Source organism: Albibacillus kandeliae (genome assembly GCF_003116585.1).
In the GTDB taxonomy this organism is placed as follows: domain Bacteria; phylum Pseudomonadota; class Alphaproteobacteria; order Rhodobacterales; family Rhodobacteraceae; genus Albibacillus; species Albibacillus kandeliae.
Map to the genome: position 1 here is coordinate 479,131 of NZ_QEHM01000003.1, position 21,812 is coordinate 500,942.

Consider the following 21,812-nt stretch of genomic DNA (forward strand, 5'->3'; position numbering starts at 1 on the left):
GCAGACGGTATTCTGCAATGATGGACCTGCACGCGAACGACGGGAGATGTGAACCATGCGAGTGACCTGGATGATCGCGGGGCTGGCGCTGGCCTCGACACTGGCGGCCTGCGGCGACGCCCCGAGCCGGACCGAGCGCAGCTCTCCGGCGATGTCGACCGCCGACGGCAACGAGGCCTGCCTGAACAGCGCCCAGAAGGGACTCGTCGGCAAGCCCTTCGACCAGTCGCGCCCGCTGCTGCCCGCCGACGTGCGGGTGATCCCCGCCGACTCGGTCTACACGCAGGACTTCCGGCCGAGCCGGGTGAACGTCAACGTGAACAACGCCTATACCATCACCCGGGTCTGGTGCGGCTGATCCCACAGGAGACGTGAGGGGGGCCAGCCCCCCTCTTGGCCTCGCGGCCAATTCACCCCCCGGGATACTTGCAGACCCAAAGAAGGCTCAGCGCGGCAGGTGGGCGATCCCGGCGGTGACGAAATCGGCGGCAAGCGCGGCGTAGTCCTCGCGGCTCAAACCCTTGCCGGGGCGATGCCACATGTAGAACCAGTTGAGGATGCCGAAGACCGACATGGTCAGCGCCCGCAGGTGATCTGCCGGCAGGTCTGGCCGCTCGGTTCGGATCGCCTCGGACATGGCCGCCACCAGCCGCCGTTGCGCGGCGATCAGCGGTGCCTGCCGCTCGGGCGGCAGGGTATGCAGCGCGTCGATCTGCAGCTTGTGCTCGGCATCGGCATCGGCATAGGCATCGAGGATGGCGCGGATCAGGCCCGGGATCCCGTCGGCCCGCACCGCATCGACGGCCTCGACGAGGTCCTCGAAATGCGCCTCGAGGATATCGTAGAAGAGATCCTCCTTGCTGCCGTAGTAGTGATAGATCAGCGCCTTGGAGACGCCGCACTCGCGCGCCGCCCCCGTCATCGAGGCGCGGTCGTAGCCGTGGCGCGCGAAATAGGCGGCCGCCCCCTTGCGCAGGGCGGTCCGCTTCTCGTCGTGATCCCTGGCGACTCCGCGCGGCATCAGCTCTTGGTGCGGTTGTCGATGATGCGCACGGCCTTGCCCTGGCTGCGCTCCACCGCGCCCGGGTCGGCGACCGTGACCTTGATCGAGATGCCGACCGAAGCCTTGACCTTGTGCGAGAGATCGGCGGCGGCGGCCTTGCGGGCCTCTTCCGCCGTATGGCTCTGCGCCGCCTCGCACATCACCGTCAGCACGTCCATGCGGCCCGGCGTCGACAGCTCGATCTGGAAATGCGGGGCGAGACCCGCGACCGTCATCAGCTGTTCCTCGATCTGGGTCGGGAAGACGTTGACGCCACGCAGGATGATCATGTCGTCGCTGCGGCCCGTGATCTTCTCCATCCGCCGCATCGAGCGCGCGGTGCCCGGCAGCAGCCGGGTGAGGTCGCGGGTGCGGTAGCGGATGATCGGGAAGGCTTCCTTGGTGAGCGAGGTGAAGACCAATTCGCCCTGCTCGCCGTCCGGCAGCACCTCGCCCGTCACGGGGTCGATGATCTCGGGGTAGAAGTGGTCTTCCCAGATGTGCAGCCCGTCCTTGGTCTCGACGCACTCGTTGGCGACGCCCGGCCCCATCACCTCGGACAGGCCGTAGATGTCGACCGCGTGCATGTCGAAGGCCTGCTCGATCTCGAGCCGCATGGCGTTGGTCCAGGGCTCGGCCCCGAAGATGCCGACCTCGAGCGAGCTCTCGCGCGGGTCGATGCCGCGCGCCGCGTATTCGTCGAGGATCGAGAGCGCGTAGGAGGGGGTCACGGTGATCCCCTTGGGTTTGAAATCCTCGATCAGCCGCACCTGGCGCTGGGTCATGCCGCCCGAGACCGGCACCGTCGTCAGGCCCAGCGCATCGGCGCCGAGGTGGATGCCGAGACCGCCGGTGAACAGCCCGTAGCCATAGGCGTTGTGCAGGATGTCGCCCGGGCGCAGGCCAGAGGCCCGCAGGGAGCGCGCGACCACCTCGCCCCAGACGTCGAGGTCATTGGCGGTATAGCCCACCACGGTCGGCTGGCCGGTGGTGCCCGAGGAGGCGTGGATCCGTTTCACCTGCTCGCGCGGGACCGCGAACATGCCGAACGGGTAATTGGCGCGCAGGTCCTGCTTCACGGTGAAGGGAAACTTCGACAGGTCCGCGAGGCTCTTGAGGTCGTCGGGATGCACCCCGGCCTCGTCGAAGGCCTTGCGGTAGTGCGGGACGTTCTCGTAGGCGTGGCTCAGCGACCATTTCATCCGGATCAGTTGAAGGTCCTGGATCTCGTCGCGGCTGGCGATCTCGATCGGGTTCAGATCTTCCTTGCGGGGGGTCAGGTCTTTCATGGTCTCCTCACCTGCCGGACATGGGCCCGGCCCTGGCTAAATGTTCCCCGGGACAAAGTCCCTCCCTGGACGGACCCCGCGCTGGGATCCGCCCCGTGTCTTGCAGTCTTGTCCGGGCCGGGGCCCGGAGATGTCTCAGACTTTTTCGAGCAGGACCGCGATGCCCTGGCCGACGCCGATGCACATGGTGCAGACGGCACGGTCGAGGCCGTTGTTGACCATTTCCTGCGAGGCGGTCAGCGCCAGGCGGGTGCCCGACATGCCAAGCGGGTGGCCAAGCGCGATGGCGCCGCCGTTCGGGTTCACGAAGTCCGCGTCATCGGCCACGCCGAGCTGACGCAGCACCGCGAGACCCTGCGAGGCAAAGGCCTCGTTCAGCTCGATCAGGTCGATATCGGTGATCGACAGGCCCTGCTGGACCAGCAGCTTCTGGGTGGCGGGTGCCGGGCCCATGCCCATGATCCGCGGCGGCACGCCTGCGGTGGCCATGCCCGAGACCTTGACGCGCGGGGTCAGGCCGTACTTCTCGACCGCGGCCTCAGAGGCGATGATCACCGCCGCGGCACCGTCGTTCACGCCGCTGGCGTTGCCCGCGGTGACCGAACCGTTCTCGCGGAAGGGCGCGGGCAGCTTGGCCAGCTGCTCGATGGTGGTCGCGCGCGGATGCTCGTCGGTGTCCACGATGATCGGGTCACCCTTGCGCTGGCGGATCGACACCGGAGTGATCTCCTGCGCCAGCCGGCCCGAGGCGATGGCCCTTGCGGCCTTCTCCTGCGAGCGCAGGGCAAAGGCGTCCTGGTCATCGCGGCTGATCTGGTAGTCGGAAGCCACGTTCTCGGCGGTCTCCGGCATCGAGTCGGTGCCGAAATGCTTGTGCATTTCCTTGTTCACAAACCGCCAGCCGATGGTGGTGTCGTAGATCTCGGCCTTGCGCGAGAAGGCGCTGTCGGCCTTCGGCATCACCAGCGGCGCACGGCTCATGCTCTCGACGCCGCAGGCGATGACCACCTCGGCCTCGCCGGTGCGCACGGCACGCGCGGCAGAGCCGACGGCATCGAGGCCCGACCCGCAGAGACGGTTGATGGTGGCGCCCGGAACGGTGTCGGGCAGGCCCGCCAGCAGCGCGGCCATGCGGGCCACGTTGCGGTTGTCTTCACCGGCCTGGTTGGCGCAGCCGGCCAGAACCTCGTCGATCTCGAGCCCGGGATACTTCGCGACCAGGTCACGGATCACCTGGGCCAGCATGTCGTCCGGCCGTACCGAGGACAGGGCCCCGCCGTAACGGCCGATGGGGGTGCGCAGCCCGTCGCAGATGTAAGCAATAGTCATGTTGTCTCCTCGAAAATCTGGCCCTTGATGGTCCGTGACAGGCCCCGGAACAGCGCCACGTTGCGCCCGTCCCCGCCGGTCACGACTACGTCATAGACTCCCGACCGCCCATTGCGAGCGGATTCGACCGCCCGGGCCGTCAACCGCTCGCCCGGCTGGCCCGAATTCACATATGTGATGGAGTTCTGCTGGGCGACGGTGACCTGATTGTAGCTGTTGCAGGCGAAGGCAAAGGCGCTGTCGGCGAGCGTGAAGATGTAGCCGCCGTGACAGATGCGATGCCCGTTCAGGTGATGCTCCTCCACCGTGAACGACATGGTGGCGGTGCCGGGCCCCACGGCCTCCAGCGTCATGCCGAGCCACTTCGACGCGTTGTCGGTGCTCCACATCGCCTCGGCGCTGCGCTCGGCCCTTTCCTGCGGTGTCATTCCCGGCGGTCTCCCCTCGCTCCTCGGGCCGCACCCTGCACAAAACCGACCATGCGGTCAATAGTGTTGATTTCCGACGCGCCCCGCGTCATGGTGCGGCCAAATCAGGAGGAGCCCAGATCATGCTACGACCCGCAAGCTACGCCGCGGCGCAATGGATCGCCCCCGGCGACCACGCCCGCGCCATCAACGGCCCCGTCACCGGCAAGGTGATCGCCGAGGCCGGTGGCGCCCCGCTCGACATCCAGGCCATGCTCGACTGGGCCCGCCTGACCGGCGGTCCCGCCCTGCGCGCCATGACGTTCCACGAGCGCGCCCGGATGATCAAGGCGGTGGGCCAGTACATCGCCGCGCGCAAGGAAGAGCTCTATGCCCTCAACCCGCTGACCGGCGCGACCCGCCGCGACGGCGCGGTCGACATCGAGGGCGGCATCGGCACCATGATGGTGATCTCGGGCAAGGGCCGTCGCGAGATGCCCGACGGCTACGTCTACGTCGACGGCGCCCCCGAGGGCCTGTCGAAGGACGGCTCGTTCCTCGGCCAGCACATCTGCGTGCCGCTGCAGGGCGTTGCGGTCCACATCAACGCCTTCAACTTTCCGGTCTGGGGAATGCTGGAAAAGCTCGCCCCCACCCTGCTGGCGGGGATGCCCGCCATCGTGAAACCGGCGACCCAGACCTGCTACCTGACCGAGGCCTGCTTCCGCATGATCATCGAATCGGGGCTGGTCCCCGAGGGCGCGGTGCAGCTTGTGGTGGGCGGCGTCGGCGACATGCTCGACCGGCTGACCGCGCAGGACGTGGTGAGCTTCACCGGTTCCGCCGACACCGCGCTCAAGCTGCGCGCGACCCCGGCGCTGATGCGCAACTCGGTGCGCTTCCACTCGGAACAGGACAGCCTGAACGCCACCATCCTCGGCCCTGACGCCGTGGCCGGAACACCCGAGTTCGACGCCTTCATCAAGGAGGCGGCCAACGAGATGACCACAAAGGCGGGCCAGAAGTGCACCGCCATCCGCCGCATCATCGTGCCCGAAGCGACCATGAAGGACGTGAGCGAGGCGCTGATGGCGCGGCTGGCCAAGACCACCATCGGCGACCCGGCGGACGAGTCGGTGCGCATGGGCGCGCTGGCCTCCGCCAGCCAGAAGGCCGACGTGCTGGGCAAGCTGCGCGCGCTGGCGGGCGAGACCGTGCGCCTGACCGGCGACCCCGAAGTTCTGGACCTCGTCGGCGCGGGACCGGAGGGCGCGTTCCTTGCCCCGACCCTGCTGCAATGCGACGATCCGGACGCGGCCAGCGCGGTGCACGAGCTGGAGGCCTTTGGCCCCGTTTCGACCCTCATGCCCTACCGTGACCTCGCCCATGCCTCGGCGCTCGCCAATCGCGGCGGCGGCTCGCTGGTGGCCTCGCTGGTGACGGCAGACCCGGAGATCGCGCGGCAGGTGGTGCTCGACAGCGCTGCCTGGCACGGGCGGCTCTACATCACCGGGCGCAACTCGGCGAAGGCGGCGACCGGGCACGGGGCGCCGATGCCCCACATGGTCCACGGCGGCCCCGGCCGCGCTGGCGGCGGCGAGGAACTGGGCGGTGTGCGCGGCGTGATGCACTACATGCAGCGCACCGCGATCCAGGGCGGCCCCGACGTGATCGCGGCGATCACCGGCCAGTGGCTCCCCGGCGCGCCGGAGATCGAGGGGCCCGACCATCCGTTCCAGCGCACCTTCAACGAGATCGCCATCGGCGAGACGCTGCACAGCAAGGCCCGCGAGGTGACCCTCGACGACATCGAGCATTTCGCCCATTTCACCGGCGACACCTTCTACGCCCACATGGACGAGGAAGCCGCCAAGGCGAACCCCTTCTTCCCGGGCCGCGTGGCGCATGGCTACCTGCTGCTTTCCTTCGCCGCCGGGCTCTTCGTCCAGCCCGACCCGGGCCCGGTGCTGGCCAACACCGGCCTGAACGGCCTGTCGTTCCAGAAACCGGTGAGCCCCGGCGACAGCATCAAGGTCCGCCTCACCTGCAAGCGCAAGACGCGCCGCACCGACACCTATGGCGAGGTGGCCTGGAACGCGACGCTGACCAACCAGAACGGCGAACAGGTGGCGGAATACGAGCTGCTGACGATGGTAAGCTACGACCGCTGACGGCGCGCGCGGGGATGCGGCGGGAGTTGAGTATTTGAAGAGAAAAGATGAAGGGCGGGCCGCTCGATCATCTTTTCTCCGGAAGTACTCATGTCCTGCGGCCCTGGCTTGCGCGTGTGCGAGATGCTTTGACCGCCCGCTCCGCAGGCGCTAAACCCGGCTGCCATGAGCGATCCGATTGCGCCTTTGATCAATGCCTTGCACGCACAGGGGCGGTTGCGCGTCTGGTCGCTGGTCATCACTGTCTTTGGCGACCTCGTGCAGGATCGCGGCGGCGAGGTATCGACGGCGCGGCTGGGGCAGTTGCTGGGCCGTGTCGGCGTCGAGCAGGGGACCCTGCGCACCGCGCTGTCCCGGCTGGGGCGCGATGGCTGGGTGACCAGCACGCGGTCGGGGCGCACCAGCCTCTATCGCCTGAGCCCGGAGGGGCTGGCGCGGTTTGCTCCGGCCACCACCCGCATCTATGCCGCGCCCGCCGAGGGGCCGGTGGACAGCTGGACCATCCGGGTGGAGCTGGACGCTGCCGGGAACGAGGTACTGCACCTCACGCCGGAGGGCGAGGACCGGGACCGGAGCGGCGATCTGCGCCTGACCGGGCGCATCGAGGAACTCTCCGACGCCTTTCGCGCCAAGCTGCTGACCTCGTCGCACCGGCATGCCCTGGCCGGGCTTGCGCTGGACCTCGACGCGCTGGACCGGGTCGATCTTGCCGATCCGCTGGATGCGGCGGCGGCGCGGATGCTGCTGATCCATCGCTGGCGGCGCATCGTGCTGCGCTATGACGACCTGCGCCCGGACCTGATGCCGGGGGACGCGCCGCTGGCCGACCCCCGCCGGGCCGTCGCGCGCGCCTATCGCCGCCTGTTCCCGGCGGCCGAGGCCTGGCTCGACAGCGCATCGGGCGACATGGCCGCGATGCCCCCGGCAGAGCCCCGCCTTGCGCGCCGCTTCGGACAGAGCGATCGGGCTTGATTTGCGGCGCGATTGGCGCAAGTCTCGGTTTCATGACAATCCTTACGCCTTCCCCGTTTCCCGGGGTTCCGTCCCAGGTCGCATTCGACCGGCGTGAATTGCAAACGATCCTGTCGCTGTACGGGCGGATGGTCGCGGCAGGCGAATGGCGCGACTACGGCATTTCGAACCTGCGCGACCGCGCGGTGTTCTCCGTGTTCCGCCGCACCGCCGAGAACCCGCTCTACCGGATCGAGAAGGACCCGAAGCTGAGGCACCGGCAGGGCATGTACTCGGTGCACGGCATGGACGGGCAGATCCTCAAGCGCGGGGCCGATCTGAAGGCGGTGCTGCGGGTGCTGGAGCGCAAGCTGATCCGCTCGGTCGAGTGATCCGAAGCAGGATCCTTACCCTTTGTTAACTCATTGGAAAATTGGAATGTTTCGCGCGCGAAACGTTTTCGGCGCAAGCCATTGATTCCGTGATTGCGTACGCAGGATTTACGGAATCTCAAGCAGGTCTCAGGTGCGCCGTGACCGGCCCGTCGCCCTGCCCCTCGATCCGCGCAAGCGCCTCGGCGAGGGGTTCATAGGCCACCGCCATTGCCCAGGCGTTGGCATGCAACAGGGTCTCGGGATCGGCGACAAAGGCCACGTGGCCCTTCCAGAACAGGAGGTCGCCCCTCTGGGGCGGGGTGCCTGCGGGCAGTGCGGGGCCAAGCCGCGTCTGTTGCTGGTCGCTGTCGCCCGGGCATTCGAGACCGCAGGCGTGCAGGGCCGCCTGAACGAGGCCGGAACAGTCGATGCCGAAGCCCGAATTGCCGCCCCAGAGATAGGGTGTGCCCAGAAAACGGGCAGCGACCTCGATCGGGTCGCTCTCGACAGAGGCGACCGGGGCGAGATGGCGCGACGGCAGGTAGAGCGGGGCGCGGCCCGGCAGCGCCACCTCGGACCAGCTGCCGACCTCTCCGGTGACGCGCAGCAGGCTGCCGAAGGACAGGTCGGTTACCGGTTCGTAGGCCTTGAGGCTGGCGATCGGCTTGGCGTAGCTGCGCGGTGCGGCGACGCGGTGGGTGATCCGGTCGGGCCCCTCCCGCAGGTCCGACGCGGCCACGTAGCCGACGTAGCCGTCGCGCAGGGCGCAGCCGAAGACGTGGCCCTCGGCCTCTTCCAGCGCGAGGAAGCCCTGCCCGAGCAGCAGCTCGCGTTCGCGCTTGCCGCCCGGCTGGTCGAGCAGCGGCGTGCGCACCGCCGCGACCTCGGCCCGGACACCGGGAACGAAGCGGTCGGCCTCGACCTGACCGCGCAGGCCCTCGTAGGCGACGCGGCCGTTCGACAGGAGGCTGCGGCGGTCGCTCACAGGTCGAGCATCTCGGGCAGCGCTTCGAACAGGGCGCGGATGCCCTGGCCGACGCCGCCCTTGGGGCGGCCCGGGGCCGATGCGGGCATCCAGGCGTAGATGTCGAAATGCATGTAGCGCGCCTCGCCCGCGAAATGGCGCAGGAACATGGCCGCGGTGGTCGCGCCGGCAAAGCCGCCGGAGGGGGCGTTGTCGAGGTCGGCGATGCCCGGGTCGATCTTGGATTCGTAGGGTTCGTGGAAGGGCAGGCGCCAAACCGGATCGTCGACGCGCTTCGCCGCTGCCGAAAGGGTGGCGGCATCGGCGTCGTGATCGGTGAAGAAGGGGGCGAGGTCGGGGCCGACCGCGACGCGGGCCGCGCCAGTCAGGGTGGCCATCGAGATCAGCAGGTCGGGTTTGTCTTCCTCGGCCAGTGCCAGCGCGTCGGCCAGCACCAGCCGGCCCTCGGCGTCGGTGTTGTTGATCTCGACCGTCAGGCCCTTGCGCGAGGTCAGAATGTCGCTGGGGCGGAAGGCGTTGCCCGCGACCGAGTTCTCGACCGCCGGGATCAGCACGCGGAGCTGCACCGGCAACTCCATCGCCATGATCATGTGCGCGAGGCCCAGCACGTTGGCCGAGCCGCCCATGTCCTTCTTCATCAGCAGCATCGACGCGGCCGGTTTCAGGTCCAGCCCGCCGGTGTCGAAACAGACGCCCTTGCCCACGAGGGTGAGCTTGGGCCCTTCGGTGCCCCAGGCCAGTTCGATCAGCCGGGGCGGCGTGGCGGAGGCGCGGCCGACCGCGTGGATCATGGGGAAGTTCTGTTCGAGCAGGTCGTCGCCCACGATGGCGTTGAAGCGCGCCCCGTGCTTCTTTGCCAGCGCCTCGGCGGCCTCGGCCAGCTTGTCGGGGCCCATGTCGGAGGTGGGCGTGTTGATCAGGTCGCGGGCCAGCACCTCGGCGGCGGCGATGGCCTCGACACGGGGGACGTCGATGCCGACGGGCGCAACCAGCAGGGCCCCGGCGGCGGATTTCTTGCGGTAGCGGTCGAAGACGTAGCCGGTCAGCAGCCAGCCGAGGCATTCGGTTTCGAGCAGTTCGGTCGGCAGGCCGGTGGCGATGTCATAGGTGGCCGCGGGCAGCTTCGTGGCGGCTGCGGCCAGCGCATAGCGGGTGCGGGCGCGATCCTTTGCGGTGCCGAACCCGGCGAGCGCGAGGGTGGCGCCGCCCTCGGTCGGGACCAGCAGGGTCTGCCCGATCTTGCCGGTGAAACCGTTCAGACGGACCCAGGCGGTCTCGGCCTCGCTGCGGTCCAGCAGCCAGTTCTCCAGGCCGCCGGGCTCGACGATGTGCAGCGGAATGGACTCCGGGGTCGGGGCGGCAAAGGTCAGGGGCATGGGGCACTCGTCTGGCAAGGGATGTGATGGCGAGCCTAGTGCCCCATGCGGGCACCGCAAGCCCCGAGCGCCTTATCAGACTGACAAATCGCGCAGATCCCATACGGCGGTCAGCGACCGCTCGCCGATTCGGACGAGGCGGGCAAGGGTCGCGCCCACGGCGGCAAGGTCGCGCCGCGCGGTGGCGCCGGTCACGTCACCGGCCACCCGCGCCAGCGTCGTCAGGCCGATCTGTTCCGAGATGGCGATGATCGAGCGCGCGCATTTCTGCAGGTCCGGCCAGCTCTCGGCATGCCAGTGGTCCTCGCAGAGGCTGAGACGCACGGCGAGTTCCTCCAGCGCGCGGGAGAGCATGGCCTCGGCGCTGCGCTCTCCCAACTGGCGGAAAAGGCGGTGCAGCCGGTCCGGATCGAACCGGACCGGCTCTGCGGAAATGTGTTGCAGCAGCTCGACGACCGGGCGCACCCTGTTCCTCCATGACCCCACGCCGACAGGAGAGTGGCAGAGCCCGGTGTTCAAAAGGTTGAACCACCGCGCTTTAGCCCCTTAAAATCTCTTAAATTTCGCGCTATCTGAGCGGAACCACACGCGAACCACAGATGGAACCCCAGCCTTGCAATTCGCCAAGCCCCTCCCCGCCTATCTCGTTCAACGCTATCATGGCTGGAAAGCCACGACCTATTCCGAGAACAAGAGCTGGTACAAGCGACTGGCAACGGAAGGGCAGCGCCCCCGCGCGATGGTGATTTCCTGCTGCGACTCGCGCGTGCACGTGACCTCGATCTTCGGGGCCGACCAGGGCGAGTTCTTCATCCACCGCAACATCGCCAACCTGGTGCCGCCCTTCGAGACCGACGGGCTGCGCCACGGTACGTCGGCCGCGGTGGAATACGCCGTGACCGTGCTGAAGGTCGCGCATCTGATCGTGCTTGGCCATTCGCAGTGCGGTGGCGTGCAGGGTTGCCACGACATGTGCAGCGGCCATGCGCCCCAGCTGGAAAGCAAGGAAAGCTTTGTCGGCCGCTGGATGGACCTGCTGCGCCCCAAGTACGACCTCGTCTCGGACATCGCGGACCCCGACGAGCGGATTCGCTCGCTGGAGAAGCACGCGGTGATCACCTCGCTCGAGAACCTGATGACCTTCCCCTTCGTGGAGTCGGCGGTCAAGGACGGGTCGCTGTCGCTGCACGGCCTCTGGACCGACATCGGCGAGGGCGGGCTCGAAGGGTTCGACCCCGCCACCGGCCGGTTCATGAAGGTCTGAGCGTCAGCGTATGAGCTCCATCCCCTCGGGCCAGGACATCGTCTGCTCGAGGGTGATCGTCTTGGTGTCGCCCGGCGCCATGTCGATGGTCCATGCCACCACGCCCTTCATGTCGTCGACATCGGTTTCGTCGGCGGCGGGGGTGACCCGCGCATTGACCTGAAGAGCCTCCTGCTCGGACACCCAGGTGTTGCCGAGGACACGAACGCTCCAGGTCTCGTCCGTCAGGTTGCGCACCTCGTAGCGGATCTCTTCGGACCGTTCGTTGGAGCGGGTTATGATGCCGCGCCCGGCCTCGTTCCGGTTGAGGACGGTTGCCTCGAGGCGAATTCCCTTGATCGGGCCGAAGGGCAGTTCGCCTTCGTCTCCCTGCACGATCCCGGCGAACTTGTTCCACACCCCGAGGAACGTTCCGTCCACGTGAATCGCGACAGTTGCGGACGGCAGGAGCGCTTCGCCCGAGTCGTTCGTGAGCTTTGCCACGAGGTACGCAGTTTCGTCCCTGCGCGGAAACGCCCGCGCCTCGAGCTCGGTTTCGAAGGACTTGGAGTCGAGTTCGAGGCGCAGTTCATCCGCGTCGCTCGCCAGTGTGATCGGGGCCGGGTAGTGGTAGGTGACAGCGTAGCCTGCCTGCATCGCCGTCATCATGAGAGAGTCTTCCACGACGACCGGCGCTTCCATGACCGGTTCGCCATGGACTTCCGAGGGTTCGAGAGGCTTGGGCGTATAGACGCGCCGGACGTTGGACCAGACCTTGCTGTTCATGAGCTTTTCATCGGGATCGACGGTCGAGAGCGTCAGGTCGATATCCGTCCATGCCTCGCCCGTCTCCTGCGAGACCAGCGCACCGCGATCCAGCCGCAGCGACGGAGCCTCGCCACGGGTCAGGTAGGCTTCGTAGGCGGGTTCCCAGTAGGCAGCGTCCGAAAAGCTCGTGACGGTCAGCGTCCCTGTCGCGGCCTGCCCTGCGGTGACCGACACAGTCAGCTGCGGTGAGTCGCTGCTGCGGGGTTTCAGGGCGTCGCGCGCCTGTTTCGCGTTGGCCAGCTCTCTTTCGAGGTCCGGCAGGGCCCTTTCGATCTGGCGCGCCTCGGCCTCGGCGGTCACTCCGGCGGCATAGACGGCCTGCACCTCTTCGCCGATCATCTGCGACAGCGCGCGCAGGTGGTCGAGATCGGCGGTGCCGATGGTGTCGGACTGGCCGATATTGCCAAGGAAGCGCGCGCGCACGTTCGCCGTGGTCGAGGGCAGCCGCGCCTCGGCCGCGCGGTCCCTGACCCGGGCAATCTCCTCCTCGACCTGTTCGATCCGCTCTTCGGCGGCCTGAACATCCGGGGCGAGGCCGACCCCCGAAGGCGGCACCGACTCCGTGCGCAACAGGACCGCGTCCTTGCGCACGCCGGTCACATCGACACGGATGTATTCGAGCCGGGCGCCCTCCGACATGTCGAGCAGCACCAGCTGATGCTGACCCGCTGGAACCTCGAAGGGGACCTCACGCACGATCATGGCGCCGTAGGGGTAGATCGTGACCTTTGACACCGGGCTTCTGAGCGGAAAGGTGTCCGCCTGGGCGATCGTCGGAAACAGAAGCAGGCTGGCTGCAAGAAGACGCATTCGAAATTCCTCCGGGTAATATGGCCGAAGGTTCCGACAAACGCGGTTGGTTCACAAGTTCAGGTGCGCGGAGGGGGGCAGCTTGCGTTCCGGCGTGCCGGAAAGGTCACTTTGCCCGGGCGCCCTTGCCCTGCTGGCCCTGCCGGATCGCCCAGGCGTCGAATCCGGTGATCGACTTCAGATCGAACTCGAACCCCGCGTCGGTGCGCGAGATCTCGGACATCATGAAATCCCGCAGCACCGCGCCCGGGGTTTCCCGACGCTCGGCGCAGAGCAGCCAGAAGCGCTGCGCCAGGTAGGCGGGGCAGTTGAAGTGCAGTTCTTCCATGCAGGCTCCCTCGCGCGATGCCGGTCGACTCGCGCAAGGGGTATGGCCTGACAGGGGTTAAGGGCGGCCTAACGGCTCAGCCCTTTTTCAACACCCGCTGGCCAAGAGTCTCGGCGATCTGCACGGCGTTCAGCGCCGCGCCCTTGCGCAGGTTGTCGGAGACGCACCAGAGGTTCAGACCGTTGTCGATGGTCGAATCCTGACGGATGCGGCTGATGAAGGTGGCGAAATCGCCGACGCATTCAACCGGCGTGACGTAGCCGCCGTCCTCGCGCTTGTCGATCACCATGATGCCGGGCGCCTCGCGCAGGATGTCGCGGGCCTCGTCCTCGTCGAGATGATCCTCGAACTCGATGTTGATCGCCTCGGAGTGGCCGACGAAGACCGGAACGCGTACGCAGGTCGCGGTGACCTTGATCGAGGGGTCGATGATTTTCTTGGTCTCGGCGACCATCTTCCACTCTTCCTTGGTCGAGCCGTCTTCCATGAAGACGTCGATGTGCGGAATGACGTTGAAGGCGATCTGCTTGGTGAACTTCTTGGCCGGCTTGTCGTCGACCGGGTTGTAGATCGACTTGGTCTGATCCCAGAGCTCGTCGATCCCCGCCTTGCCGGCGCCGGAAACGGACTGGTAGGTCGAGACCACCACGCGCTTGATCCGGGCGCGGTCGTGCAGCGGCTTGAGCGCCACCACCATCTGCGCGGTCGAGCAGTTGGGGTTGGCGATGATGTTCTTCTTGGAATAGCCCATGATCGCGTCGGCGTTCACTTCGGGAACGATCAGCGGCACGTCCGGGTCGTAGCGGTAGAGCGAGCTGTTGTCGATCACGACGCAGCCAGCCTTGGCCGCCTTGGGCGCGTAGATCTTGGTGGCTTCGGAGCCGACGGCGAAGAGCGCGATATCCCAGCCGGTGAAATCGAAGGTGTCGAGATCCTTGGTGGTCAGGGTCTTTTCGCCAAAGCTGACCTCGCTGCCCAGCGACTTGCGGCTTGCCAGCGCGGCGATCTCGTCCACCGGGAAGTGGCGCTCGGCCAGAATGTTCAGCATTTCGCGGCCCACGTTGCCCGTGGCGCCTGCGACTACGACGCGATAACCCATGTTTTCCTCTCTCGATCTGCCGGTACGGAAACCGGCAGCGGTGTCTTATAGTGTCTGTGGGGCAGCGTAAAGCGCGGTACGCGGCTCAGTCCATGCTGTCCCGGCTGAACAGGTAGATGGCCGTCCCGACGAGAAGGACAACCCCGTAGAGCCCGAAAATGGCCGCGTAGGGGGCGGAAACCGGGCCTCCGGAGGTCGAAACCGCCTCGTGCAGGCGGCCCGAGGCGAACTGCATCACGCCGATTCCGCCGATGCCGAAGAGGTTCAGCAGCGTGACACCGCGCCCGGCAAGGTGGGCGGGGATGAAGGCGCGGCCGTGGGCAATGATCACCGCGTAGGTGCCACCGAGGAATCCGGCGGCGGCGCAGAGCGCGATGGCCAGCACCGGGCCGCCATCGACGAAGAAGGCGAGGAGCAGCATGGAGGCCATCGTACCGAAGTTACCGGCGAAGATCACCCATTTGCGGGTGCCGAACACCCTGTCGAGCGGACCGAAGGCAAAGGTCCCGAGGATCATCGCCGCGCCCATGATCAGCGTGGCGGCCCCGATCTGCGAGGTGCCGAGGCCGTAGACGTCGGAGAGGTAGGGCCCGATCCAGAGCCCGCGCACCGCGCCCGAAGGGGCATACATGGCGAACATGATCGGCAGGATGGTCCACATCACCGGCATCCTGAGGATGTCGAGCACACTGCCCCTGGTCTCTCCCTCGCTCGGGGCCGGGTCCCGCACCGTGAGCAGGATACCGAGCGCCACCAAGGCCGAAGCGGCGGCGAGCCCCCAGAGGCTGGCCCGCCAGCCGATCGTTTCGGTGGCCAGCGCCAGCGGGTAGGAGGCGACGAGGTTGCCGACCGAACCGATGCCCAGCATCAGCGCGCCGAGCGTGGCAAAGCGGGCGGGCGGGTATTCGCGGGCGAAGATGTAGTAGGAGGCCATCAGGCAGGGCGAACAGCCGATGCCGATGAGGAACATGGCGATGGAGAGGTGCGCCGGCGTGGTGGCGAGGGCGAAGAGCGCGGCGCCCCCTGCCCCGCCGACCAGCAACAGGGCCGAGGCTGTGCGACGCGGGCCGGTGCGGTCGAGCAGCCAGCCGAGCGGAAGCTGCATCAGGGCGAAGGACACGAACCACATGCCGGAGGCAAAGGACAGCTCTTCCGGCCCCGCGCCGATATCCTGTTCCAGCACCTTGGCGAGCACGGCCAGGAAGGCCCGGAAGAACTGGCTCAGCACATAGGCGAGGCACAGCAGGATCAAACCCGTTTGCATGTTCACTTTCCTCCCGCGGCATGGGTCGCACGGGGCCGGAAGGCGCGCAAGCGTTTCGAGCAGCGAGCGCGCGGGGTGCGGCTCTCGGGCGCGGGCGGGCCTGACGGGGATGTGTTCTCAAAGCCGCGGGGCCGGTGATAGGATGCGACATGGACAGTCTGGTGACCGCGACCGATTTCTACGATGCCCTGCCCCGTCTCGCGACCTTTGGCACGCTGGCGGACCCCGGCAGCTATACGCCGCTGCCCGATGACTGGGTGATTGGCTGCGCCGATATCGTGGGCTCGACCCGGGCCATCGCCGAGGGGCAGTACAAGAAGGTCAACATGGCCGGGGCGGCGGTGATCTCGGCCCAGATCAACCTGATGGGCGGGCGTGACTTTCCCTTCATCTTCGGCGGCGACGGCGCTGCCTTTGCCGTGGGGCCGGACGATGCCGCCCGCTCGGCCGAGGCGCTGGCCGCCGTGCAGGCCTGGACGCGCGCCGAATGCGGGCTGGAGCTGCGCGTCGCGCAGGTGCCGGTTTCGACCATCCGCGCGGCGGGACGCGACGTGCTGGTCGCGCGTTATTCGGCCTCGGCGGACGTCGATTATGCCATGTTCGCCGGCGGCGGCCTGTCCTGGGCCGAGGCACGGATGAAGGCGGGCGACTTTGCCGTCCCTGCCGCCCCGCCGGGCCAGCTGCCCGACCTGAGCGGCCTCAGCTGCCGCTGGGCGCAGATACGGGCGCGCAACGGGGTGATCCTCTCTGCGGTGATCCGGCCCGCCCCCGGCGCGGGCAGCACCGCCTTCGCCCGCGTCACCGAGAAGGTACTGGCCATCGCCCACCGCATCGACCGCGACGGGCACCCCCTTCCCGCAGCCGGGGCCGAGGTCGGCTGGCCGCCCTCGGGGCTGGGGCTTGAGGTGCTGGCCTCTCGCGGATCGGTTCCGGCGTGGAAGCGCCGCCTTCAGTTGCTTGCCGAGACCCTGGTTGCCTGGTTCTTTTTGCGCACCGGCCTGCCGGTCGGCGGCTTTGACCCTGCCGAGTACCGGCGCGCGGTGGCCCGCAACGCCGATTTCCGCAAGTTCGACGATGGCCTGAAGATGACGCTCGACGTGGACCCGGCCACGGTGGAGGACCTGCGGGGCGTCCTTGAACAGGCGCAGGCGGACGGCATCGTCGAGTTCGGCCTGTTCCAGCAGGAAGAGGCCATGATGACCTGCATCGTGCCCTCGCCGCGACAGGGCAACCACGTCCACTTCATCGACGGAGCCTCGGGCGGGTACACGCAGGCGGCCGCGCAGATCAAGCGCGCGGCCACCGCCTGAGCAGACCCTAGCCCTTCCAGCGGGCCGCCAGCTGCCGCGCCGCGGTGGAGAGCAGGACCACGTCCGCCCCGACGGCCACGAAGCGCGCGCCGCTGTCGATGTGCCGCTGGATCGGCGCCTCTGCCATCGCGAGGATGCCCGGGGCCTTGCCTGCCGCCGCGATGCGGGTGATCGCACCGTGGATCGCCGCCTTGACCTCGGCGGCCTCGGAGTTGCCCGCGTGGCCCATGTCGGTCGCGAGGTCCGCCGGGCCGATGAACACACCGTCGACCCCTTCGACCGCGAGGATCTCGTCGAGATGCTCCAGCCCGTTTCGGCTCTCCACCTGCACCAGCAGGCAGATCTGCGCGTTGGCGGTGGCCACGTAGTCCTTGACCGAGTTGAACATGGTCGCCCGCCCGAGGGCCGAGCCGACGCCCCGGACGCCCTCTGGCGGATAGCGGCAGTCGCGGACCAGCTGGCGCGCCTGTTCCGCGGTCTCGACCATCGGCACCAGCACGGTGCGCGCACCCACGTCGAGGACCTGCTTGATCATCCATGTCTCGCCCAGCGGCACCCGCACCACCGGCTCGGACCCGCTCGCCGCCAATGCCGTCAGCTGCGCCCGGATCGAACGCAGGTCGTTCGGGCTGTGCTCGCCGTCGATCACCAGCCAGTCGAACCCGGCCGTTCCCATAATCTCGGCAACGTAATCCTCGCCGGTCGCGAGCCAGCAGCCGATCAGGGTTTCGCCCGCCAGCAGGCGCTGTTTGAAGGTATTGATAGGAGCGGCCATTTCAGTCCTCAGTCGAAAGTGATGCCGACCGAGCCGAAGGGCCCGAAATCGGCGTGGATCGCCGCGCCGGAGGGCGCTTCGATGGGGCGGATGAACGACCCCGAGAGCACGATATCACCCGCTTCGATCCGCTGACCATACTGCGCCATCCGCCGCGCGAGCCAGAGGACCGAGGTCGCCGGGTCGTTCAGCACCCCGGCGCCCAGCCCGGTCTCCTCGACCACTCCGTTGCGGGTCACGATGGCCCCGGCCCAGCGCAGGTCGAAGGCGTCCGGCGCGTGGCGCTCGGCGCCCAGCACCACGCCCGCGTTGGCGGCATTGTCCGAGATCGTGTCGGTGATGATCCGCGCCTTGCCCGTCTCCGGGTCGGCCCGCAGGATCCGGGTGTCGAGGATTTCGAGCGAGGGCGCCACGTGGTCGGTCACCGCGAGGATGTCGTCGCGGGTTTCGGCCCCGGAGAGCGGCGCCTTCATCACGAAGGCGATCTCGGCCTCGACCCGGGGCTGGATGAAGCGCCCCTTGGGGATCCGCCCGCCGCTGGCAAAGGCCATGTCGTCGAGCAGCACGCCGCTGTCCGGGGTGTCGATGCCCAGCGCGTCCTGCATGGCCCGGCTGGTCAGGCCGATCTTCCAGCCGATCCGCCTGCGGCCCTGCGCCAGCTTCCGCGCGACGAAGGCCGCCTGCACGGCATAGGCGTCGTCCATCGTCATGCCGGGATAGCGCAGCGAGAGCAGCCCGGTCTGCCGGTTCAGATGTTCGGCGGCGTAGAGTGCCTCGGCCGCTTCGGCGACCTCCTCGGGGGTCATCCCTCGTCCTCCACGGTGTTCGTCAGGGTGCCGATCCCCTCGGCCTCGACCTCGATGACATCGCCGGGCACAAGGAAGCGCGGCGGGTCGAAACGGGCGCCCGCGCCGGTCGGGGTGCCGGTGACGATGATGTCACCGGGCTTCAGCGTGGTGAAGGTCGAGATGTATTCGATCTGGCGCCGGATCGGGAACAGCATCCGGCTGGTCCGGTCGTCCTGGCGCAGCTCGCCGTTGACCTTGGTGGTCAGCCGCACGTCATCCAACTGCGCCGCGGCGGTGAAGGGAACCAGCCAGGGGCCCATCGCCCCCGAGCTGTCCCAGTTCTTGCCCTGGGTCACGTTGAACTTGGCATGGCGCACCCAGTCGCGCAGCGTGCCCTCGTTGCAGAGCGTGAGTGCGGCGATGTGGTCATAGGCATCGGCCTGCGCGATCCGCCGGCCGCCCTTGCCGATCACCACGGCGATCTCGCCCTCGTAGTCCAGCTGCGGCGTCTCCGGCGGACGGATCAGCGGCTGGCCCTCGCCGGTGAAGCTGCCGGGAAAGCGGATGAAGAGCGACATGTTGGGCGGCGCCTCCTGCCCGTCCTTGTACTCGGCGTTGCGGTCGGGAAAGTTCACGCCCACGCAGATGATCTTCTCGGGCGAGGGCACCGGGATGCGGTAGGTGAAATCGCCGTGGGGATGGGTCGCCGCGCGCCCCTGCGCGGCCCTGGCCAGCGCGTGCAGACCATCGGCCGCGATCACCTCGCGCAGCGTCGGCCACTCCGGGAACTCGGGCGACAGGGCGACGAAGCCCGCATCGGTGACGGCGCCGTAGAGGGTCTCGGCCCCGGCGGTGACTGTGGCGAAACGGCTCATGTCAGGCTCCTCGCGATTTCGGTGATCACCTCGTGGGCCATCATCACATCCTCTTCGGTGGTGTCGAACTGCCCGGCCTGGAACCGGATCACCAGCGCCCCGTCCACCCGGGTCTGGGTCAGGTAGATGCGCCCGTCGTCGTTGATCGCGTTGACCAGCGCGAGGTTCAGCGCGTCCGGGTCCGCCGCGCCCCCGGGCGCATAACGGAAGGTGAAGAGCGACCACATCGGCGCGGTCACGATCTCGAAATCAGGCTCTGCGCGAAGCTTTTCGTGCAGTTTTCCGGCCCAGTCGATGTGGTTCCGCAACCGCTGCCGCAGCCCCTCCATCCCGTAGGCGCGCAGCACGAACCAGATCTTGAGCGCGCGGAAGCGGCGGCCCAGCGGCACCGACCATTCCGAGTAGTTGATGATCCCGTCGGCGCCGTGGGTCTTGAGGTACTCCGGCTGGATCGCCAGCGTCTTCACCAGGTCGTCCGGATCCTTCAGGAAATGAGCCGAGCAGTCGAACTGCACCCCCAGCCACTTGTGCGGGTTGAAGACGATGCTGTCGGCGTCCTCCACCCCCTCCCAGTAGTGCCGGTATTCGGGGCAGATCATCGCCGAGCCGGACCAGGCCGCGTCGACATGGCTGTAGAGCCCGTACTTGCGCGCCACCGCGAGGCAGGCTGCGACCGGGTCCGTCGCCCCTGTGCCGGTGGCCCCGACGCAGAGGATGACGCCCGCGGGCACCAGCCCGGCGGCAAGGTCGGCCTCGATCGCCGCTTCCAGCGCCACCGGGTCCATGCCGCGCCAGTCGCCGGTGATCGGCACCCGCACGAGGTTGTCCGACCCGATGCCCGAGACCCAGATCGCCCGGTCGATCGAGGTATGCACCTCGGAGGAGGAATAGACCCTGAGCCGAGGATTCTGCGCCAGGCCGTGCGTGTTGCCCTGCCAGTTCAGAGCCTTCTCCCGCATGGTCAGTACGGCGGCCAGGGTGGCCGAGGAGGCGCTGTCCTGGATCACCCCCCGGAATTCCTCCGGCAGGCCGATGGCCTGGCGCAGCCAGCCCATCATCCGGGTCTCCATCTCGGTCGCGGCCGGCGAGGTCTGCCAGAGCATGCACTGCGGCGCGAGGGCGGAGGCCAGGAACTCGGCCAGCACCGAGGCGGGCGCGGCGTTGGAGGCGAAATAGGCAAAGAAGCGCGGATGCTGCCAATGGGTGATGCCGGGCATGACGATGGTCTCGAAATCCTCGAACACCCGTTCCAGCGCCTCGGGCCCCTCCGGGGGCGCCACCGGCAGCGCCTCCAGCACCTCGCCCGGACGGGTCCGCGCGCGCACCGGGCGCTCGCCCACGGTGCGGTGATACTCCTCGGCCCAGCCCGCGACCCGCGCGCCCCAGTCCCCGAATTCAGACCACTTCATCTCTACCTCGTGCGGGGGCCGCGGCCCCTCCTTCTTTGGGTTCTCAAGTATCCCGGGGGTGAATTGGCCCCGGCGGGGCCAAGAGGGGGCAGCGCCCCCTTCCCGCTCAGGGGGCGATGATCGGCTGGGCCTTCATCAGCGAGGGCTTCGGTTCTGCCCCCTCGAACAGGCTGCCCTCCTCGAACCACGACCGCGGTGCCGGGGCGCCCCAGAGGGTCTGGCGCTGCGGGTCCTTCAGGTCCCACCGGATCGGCTCCAGATCCGGATCGACGGTCTGGTAGTCCGAGCAGTAGATCTCGATCCGGTGCCCGTCGGGGTCGCGCACGTAGAGGAAGAAGGCGTTCGAGATGCCGTGCCGCCCGGGGCCGCGCTCGATGTTGGCGACCCAACCGGTCGTCGCCATCAGGTCGAGCAGGTCGATGATGTTGAGCGGCGTCGGCACCCAGAAGGCGGTGTGGTGCAGGCGCGGGCCGAAACCGTTGGTGAAGGCCATGTCGTGCACGCCGCCCTTGCGGTGGGTCCATGCGGCCCAGAGGTGGCCGGTTTCCTCGTCCTCGGTGTACTCGGTGACCCGGAAGCCCAGTTCGTTGTAGAAGGCGACGCTCTCGTCCACGTTGGGCGAAAAGCAGTTGAAGTGGTCGATGCGGAGCGGCTTGACGCCCTTGTAGAGACTGTATTTCTGGTGGATCGGCGGCAGGCGGTCCATGCGGACGTAGAACTCCAGCGGCACGCCGTGGGGGTCGCGGGTGCGGAAGGTGCGCGACTGGTAGGGGCGTTCGACCCAGTCCACCGGCAGGCCCTTGCCGCGGAAGAAGTGCTCGGCCTTGTCGAGGCTGTCCTCGTCGAAGAGCTTGAAGCCGAGGTCGCGGGCGCAGGGGGTGTCGCCCTTGCGCAGCACGATGCAGTGATGCCCGCGCTCTTCCATCGCGCGGAGGTATATCGCCTCGCTGTCCTCGTCGGTGACCTGCAGGCCGAGCGTGTCGACGTAGAAGGCGCGCGATTTCGCGAGGTCGGTCACGACCAGTTCCACGTGCGAGAGGCGGACGATGTTGAAGGGCGGGTAGAGGTTCGGTGCGGGTACGGGCATGTGTCTGCTCCTCTCAGGACGCTGCGCGTTGTGCGGGCGGGGCGCCGCGGGGGGCCAGCCCCCCGGACCCCC

The 21,812-nt window shown here is 68.0% G+C and carries 22 protein-coding genes; 6 read left to right on the forward strand and 16 right to left on the reverse strand.

The annotated features are described in order from the left end of the window. The first annotated feature begins 55 nt into the window (after nt 1-55). Nucleotides 56-358 (forward strand): I78 family peptidase inhibitor, encoded by a 303-nt coding sequence (locus DDT93_RS08150; protein ID WP_109465305.1) that lies wholly within the window; start codon nt 56-58, stop codon nt 356-358. Between the two features lie 87 nt (nt 359-445). Here the strand turns inward: DDT93_RS08150 and DDT93_RS08155 are convergent, their stop codons facing one another. The 4 genes from DDT93_RS08155 to paaI form a co-directional block, all read right to left on the reverse strand. Further along, nucleotides 446-1,021 carry a TetR/AcrR family transcriptional regulator gene (locus DDT93_RS08155; protein ID WP_109465306.1) on the reverse strand — a complete coding sequence of 192 codons (576 nt, stop codon included), beginning with the start codon at nt 1,019-1,021 and terminating at the stop codon, nt 446-448. Further along, nucleotides 1,021-2,331, reverse strand: a complete 1,311-nt coding sequence (gene paaK / locus DDT93_RS08160; RefSeq protein ID WP_109465307.1) for a phenylacetate--CoA ligase PaaK — start codon at nt 2,329-2,331, stop codon at nt 1,021-1,023. The genes DDT93_RS08155 and paaK overlap by 1 nt, the downstream gene beginning before the upstream one ends. A 135-nt stretch (nt 2,332-2,466) precedes the next feature. After that, complete coding sequence (pcaF, locus tag DDT93_RS08165) at nt 2,467-3,660, reverse strand: 3-oxoadipyl-CoA thiolase (protein WP_109465308.1); 1,194 nt, start codon at nt 3,658-3,660, stop codon at nt 2,467-2,469. Then, nucleotides 3,657-4,088 (reverse strand): hydroxyphenylacetyl-CoA thioesterase PaaI, encoded by a 432-nt coding sequence (gene paaI / locus DDT93_RS08170; protein WP_109465309.1) that lies wholly within the window; start codon nt 4,086-4,088, stop codon nt 3,657-3,659. The genes pcaF and paaI overlap by 4 nt, the downstream gene beginning before the upstream one ends. 122 nt (nt 4,089-4,210) lie before the next feature. On the opposite strand from paaI, the gene paaZ reads away from it, so the two are divergent. The 3 genes from paaZ to DDT93_RS08185 all read left to right on the forward strand — a co-directional run bounded on the left by paaZ (nt 4,211) and on the right by DDT93_RS08185 (nt 7,581). Beyond that, the gene (gene paaZ, locus DDT93_RS08175; RefSeq protein WP_109465310.1) at nt 4,211-6,238 is read left to right on the forward strand and encodes a phenylacetic acid degradation bifunctional protein PaaZ; all 2,028 of its coding nucleotides are present in this window, start codon (nt 4,211-4,213) and stop codon (nt 6,236-6,238) included. Between the two features lie 165 nt (nt 6,239-6,403). After that, nucleotides 6,404-7,210 carry a PaaX family transcriptional regulator C-terminal domain-containing protein gene (locus tag DDT93_RS08180; protein WP_109465311.1) on the forward strand — a complete coding sequence of 269 codons (807 nt, stop codon included), beginning with the start codon at nt 6,404-6,406 and terminating at the stop codon, nt 7,208-7,210. 32 nt (nt 7,211-7,242) lie between these two features. Continuing rightward, nucleotides 7,243-7,581: a DUF2794 domain-containing protein gene (locus DDT93_RS08185; protein WP_109465312.1), complete on the forward strand. Its 339-nt coding sequence runs from the start codon at nt 7,243-7,245 to the stop codon at nt 7,579-7,581. A gap of 118 nt (nt 7,582-7,699) precedes the next feature. Here the strand turns inward: DDT93_RS08185 and DDT93_RS08190 are convergent, their stop codons facing one another. The 3 genes from DDT93_RS08190 to DDT93_RS08200 all read right to left on the reverse strand — a co-directional run bounded on the left by DDT93_RS08190 (nt 7,700) and on the right by DDT93_RS08200 (nt 10,389). Continuing rightward, entirely contained in the window at nt 7,700-8,548 is an 849-nt protein-coding gene (locus DDT93_RS08190) for a C40 family peptidase (RefSeq protein ID WP_109465313.1), read from the reverse strand. Continuing rightward, nucleotides 8,545-9,924 (reverse strand): leucyl aminopeptidase family protein, encoded by a 1,380-nt coding sequence (locus tag DDT93_RS08195; RefSeq protein ID WP_109465314.1) that lies wholly within the window; start codon nt 9,922-9,924, stop codon nt 8,545-8,547. Before DDT93_RS08195 ends, DDT93_RS08190 begins: the two co-directional genes overlap by 4 nt. A 75-nt stretch (nt 9,925-9,999) precedes the next feature. Then, entirely contained in the window at nt 10,000-10,389 is a 390-nt protein-coding gene (locus tag DDT93_RS08200; protein ID WP_232825398.1) for a hypothetical protein, read from the reverse strand. A gap of 148 nt (nt 10,390-10,537) precedes the next feature. Between DDT93_RS08200 and DDT93_RS08205 the strand changes: the two genes are divergently transcribed. Beyond that, the gene (locus DDT93_RS08205) at nt 10,538-11,188 is read left to right on the forward strand and encodes a carbonic anhydrase (protein ID WP_109465315.1); all 651 of its coding nucleotides are present in this window, start codon (nt 10,538-10,540) and stop codon (nt 11,186-11,188) included. A gap of 3 nt (nt 11,189-11,191) precedes the next feature. Here the strand turns inward: DDT93_RS08205 and DDT93_RS08210 are convergent, their stop codons facing one another. From DDT93_RS08210 to DDT93_RS08225, 4 genes are all read right to left on the reverse strand, one after another. Beyond that, complete coding sequence (locus DDT93_RS08210) at nt 11,192-12,805, reverse strand: DUF4139 domain-containing protein (protein WP_109465316.1); 1,614 nt, start codon at nt 12,803-12,805, stop codon at nt 11,192-11,194. Between the two features lie 106 nt (nt 12,806-12,911). Further along, entirely contained in the window at nt 12,912-13,133 is a 222-nt protein-coding gene (locus tag DDT93_RS08215; RefSeq protein ID WP_109465317.1) for a hypothetical protein, read from the reverse strand. 76 nt (nt 13,134-13,209) lie between these two features. Further along, entirely contained in the window at nt 13,210-14,232 is a 1,023-nt protein-coding gene (locus DDT93_RS08220) for an aspartate-semialdehyde dehydrogenase (protein WP_109465318.1), read from the reverse strand. Between the two features lie 85 nt (nt 14,233-14,317). Next, nucleotides 14,318-15,496: an MFS transporter gene (locus tag DDT93_RS08225; RefSeq protein ID WP_109465319.1), complete on the reverse strand. Its 1,179-nt coding sequence runs from the start codon at nt 15,494-15,496 to the stop codon at nt 14,318-14,320. Nucleotides 15,497-15,645: 149 nt separating this feature from the next. Between DDT93_RS08225 and DDT93_RS08230 the strand changes: the two genes are divergently transcribed. Further along, nucleotides 15,646-16,806, forward strand: coding sequence for a DUF3095 domain-containing protein (locus DDT93_RS08230; protein ID WP_109465320.1), 1,161 nt, complete (start codon nt 15,646-15,648; stop codon nt 16,804-16,806). 7 nt (nt 16,807-16,813) lie between these two features. On the opposite strand, the gene DDT93_RS08235 is transcribed toward DDT93_RS08230, so the two are convergent. From DDT93_RS08235 to hpaD, 5 genes are all read right to left on the reverse strand, one after another. Next, nucleotides 16,814-17,581 (reverse strand): aldolase/citrate lyase family protein, encoded by a 768-nt coding sequence (locus tag DDT93_RS08235; protein WP_109465321.1) that lies wholly within the window; start codon nt 17,579-17,581, stop codon nt 16,814-16,816. An 8-nt stretch (nt 17,582-17,589) separates the two neighbouring features. Continuing rightward, nucleotides 17,590-18,387, reverse strand: coding sequence for a 2-oxo-hept-4-ene-1,7-dioate hydratase (gene hpaH / locus DDT93_RS08240; protein WP_109465322.1), 798 nt, complete (start codon nt 18,385-18,387; stop codon nt 17,590-17,592). Beyond that, entirely contained in the window at nt 18,384-19,244 is an 861-nt protein-coding gene (locus DDT93_RS08245; RefSeq protein ID WP_109465323.1) for a fumarylacetoacetate hydrolase family protein, read from the reverse strand. The genes hpaH and DDT93_RS08245 overlap by 4 nt, the downstream gene beginning before the upstream one ends. Further along, entirely contained in the window at nt 19,241-20,653 is a 1,413-nt protein-coding gene (locus tag DDT93_RS08250; protein ID WP_109465324.1) for a pyridoxal phosphate-dependent decarboxylase family protein, read from the reverse strand. Before DDT93_RS08250 ends, DDT93_RS08245 begins: the two co-directional genes overlap by 4 nt. 106 nt (nt 20,654-20,759) lie before the next feature. Then, nucleotides 20,760-21,740, reverse strand: coding sequence for a 3,4-dihydroxyphenylacetate 2,3-dioxygenase (hpaD, locus tag DDT93_RS08255; RefSeq protein WP_109465325.1), 981 nt, complete (start codon nt 21,738-21,740; stop codon nt 20,760-20,762). Nucleotides 21,741-21,812: the final 72 nt, after the last annotated feature.

What these genes read in the sequence shown, in the direction of transcription:
- pcaF (WP_109465308.1), bottom strand. Translation starts at nt 3,660, where the DNA reads ATGACTATTGCTTACATCTGCGACGGGCTGCGCACCCCCATCGGCCGT.
- DDT93_RS08235 (WP_109465321.1), bottom strand. Translation starts at nt 17,581, where the DNA reads ATGGCCGCTCCTATCAATACCTTCAAACAGCGCCTGCTGGCGGGCGAA.
- DDT93_RS08225 (WP_109465319.1), bottom strand. Translation starts at nt 15,496, where the DNA reads ATGCAAACGGGTTTGATCCTGCTGTGCCTCGCCTATGTGCTGAGCCAG.
- DDT93_RS08210 (WP_109465316.1), bottom strand. Translation starts at nt 12,805, where the DNA reads ATGCGTCTTCTTGCAGCCAGCCTGCTTCTGTTTCCGACGATCGCCCAG.
- DDT93_RS08195 (WP_109465314.1), bottom strand. Translation starts at nt 9,924, where the DNA reads ATGCCCCTGACCTTTGCCGCCCCGACCCCGGAGTCCATTCCGCTGCAC.
- DDT93_RS08230 (WP_109465320.1), top strand. Translation starts at nt 15,646, where the DNA reads ATGGACAGTCTGGTGACCGCGACCGATTTCTACGATGCCCTGCCCCGT.
- DDT93_RS08150 (WP_109465305.1), top strand. Translation starts at nt 56, where the DNA reads ATGCGAGTGACCTGGATGATCGCGGGGCTGGCGCTGGCCTCGACACTG.
- DDT93_RS08220 (WP_109465318.1), bottom strand. Translation starts at nt 14,232, where the DNA reads ATGGGTTATCGCGTCGTAGTCGCAGGCGCCACGGGCAACGTGGGCCGC.
- DDT93_RS08180 (WP_109465311.1), top strand. Translation starts at nt 6,404, where the DNA reads ATGAGCGATCCGATTGCGCCTTTGATCAATGCCTTGCACGCACAGGGG.
- DDT93_RS08215 (WP_109465317.1), bottom strand. Translation starts at nt 13,133, where the DNA reads ATGGAAGAACTGCACTTCAACTGCCCCGCCTACCTGGCGCAGCGCTTC.
- DDT93_RS08155 (WP_109465306.1), bottom strand. Translation starts at nt 1,021, where the DNA reads ATGCCGCGCGGAGTCGCCAGGGATCACGACGAGAAGCGGACCGCCCTG.
- hpaH (WP_109465322.1), bottom strand. Translation starts at nt 18,387, where the DNA reads ATGACCCCCGAGGAGGTCGCCGAAGCGGCCGAGGCACTCTACGCCGCC.
- DDT93_RS08245 (WP_109465323.1), bottom strand. Translation starts at nt 19,244, where the DNA reads ATGAGCCGTTTCGCCACAGTCACCGCCGGGGCCGAGACCCTCTACGGC.
- paaZ (WP_109465310.1), top strand. Translation starts at nt 4,211, where the DNA reads ATGCTACGACCCGCAAGCTACGCCGCGGCGCAATGGATCGCCCCCGGC.
- paaK (WP_109465307.1), bottom strand. Translation starts at nt 2,331, where the DNA reads ATGAAAGACCTGACCCCCCGCAAGGAAGATCTGAACCCGATCGAGATC.
- DDT93_RS08185 (WP_109465312.1), top strand. Translation starts at nt 7,243, where the DNA reads ATGACAATCCTTACGCCTTCCCCGTTTCCCGGGGTTCCGTCCCAGGTC.
- paaI (WP_109465309.1), bottom strand. Translation starts at nt 4,088, where the DNA reads ATGACACCGCAGGAAAGGGCCGAGCGCAGCGCCGAGGCGATGTGGAGC.
- hpaD (WP_109465325.1), bottom strand. Translation starts at nt 21,740, where the DNA reads ATGCCCGTACCCGCACCGAACCTCTACCCGCCCTTCAACATCGTCCGC.
- DDT93_RS08250 (WP_109465324.1), bottom strand. Translation starts at nt 20,653, where the DNA reads ATGAAGTGGTCTGAATTCGGGGACTGGGGCGCGCGGGTCGCGGGCTGG.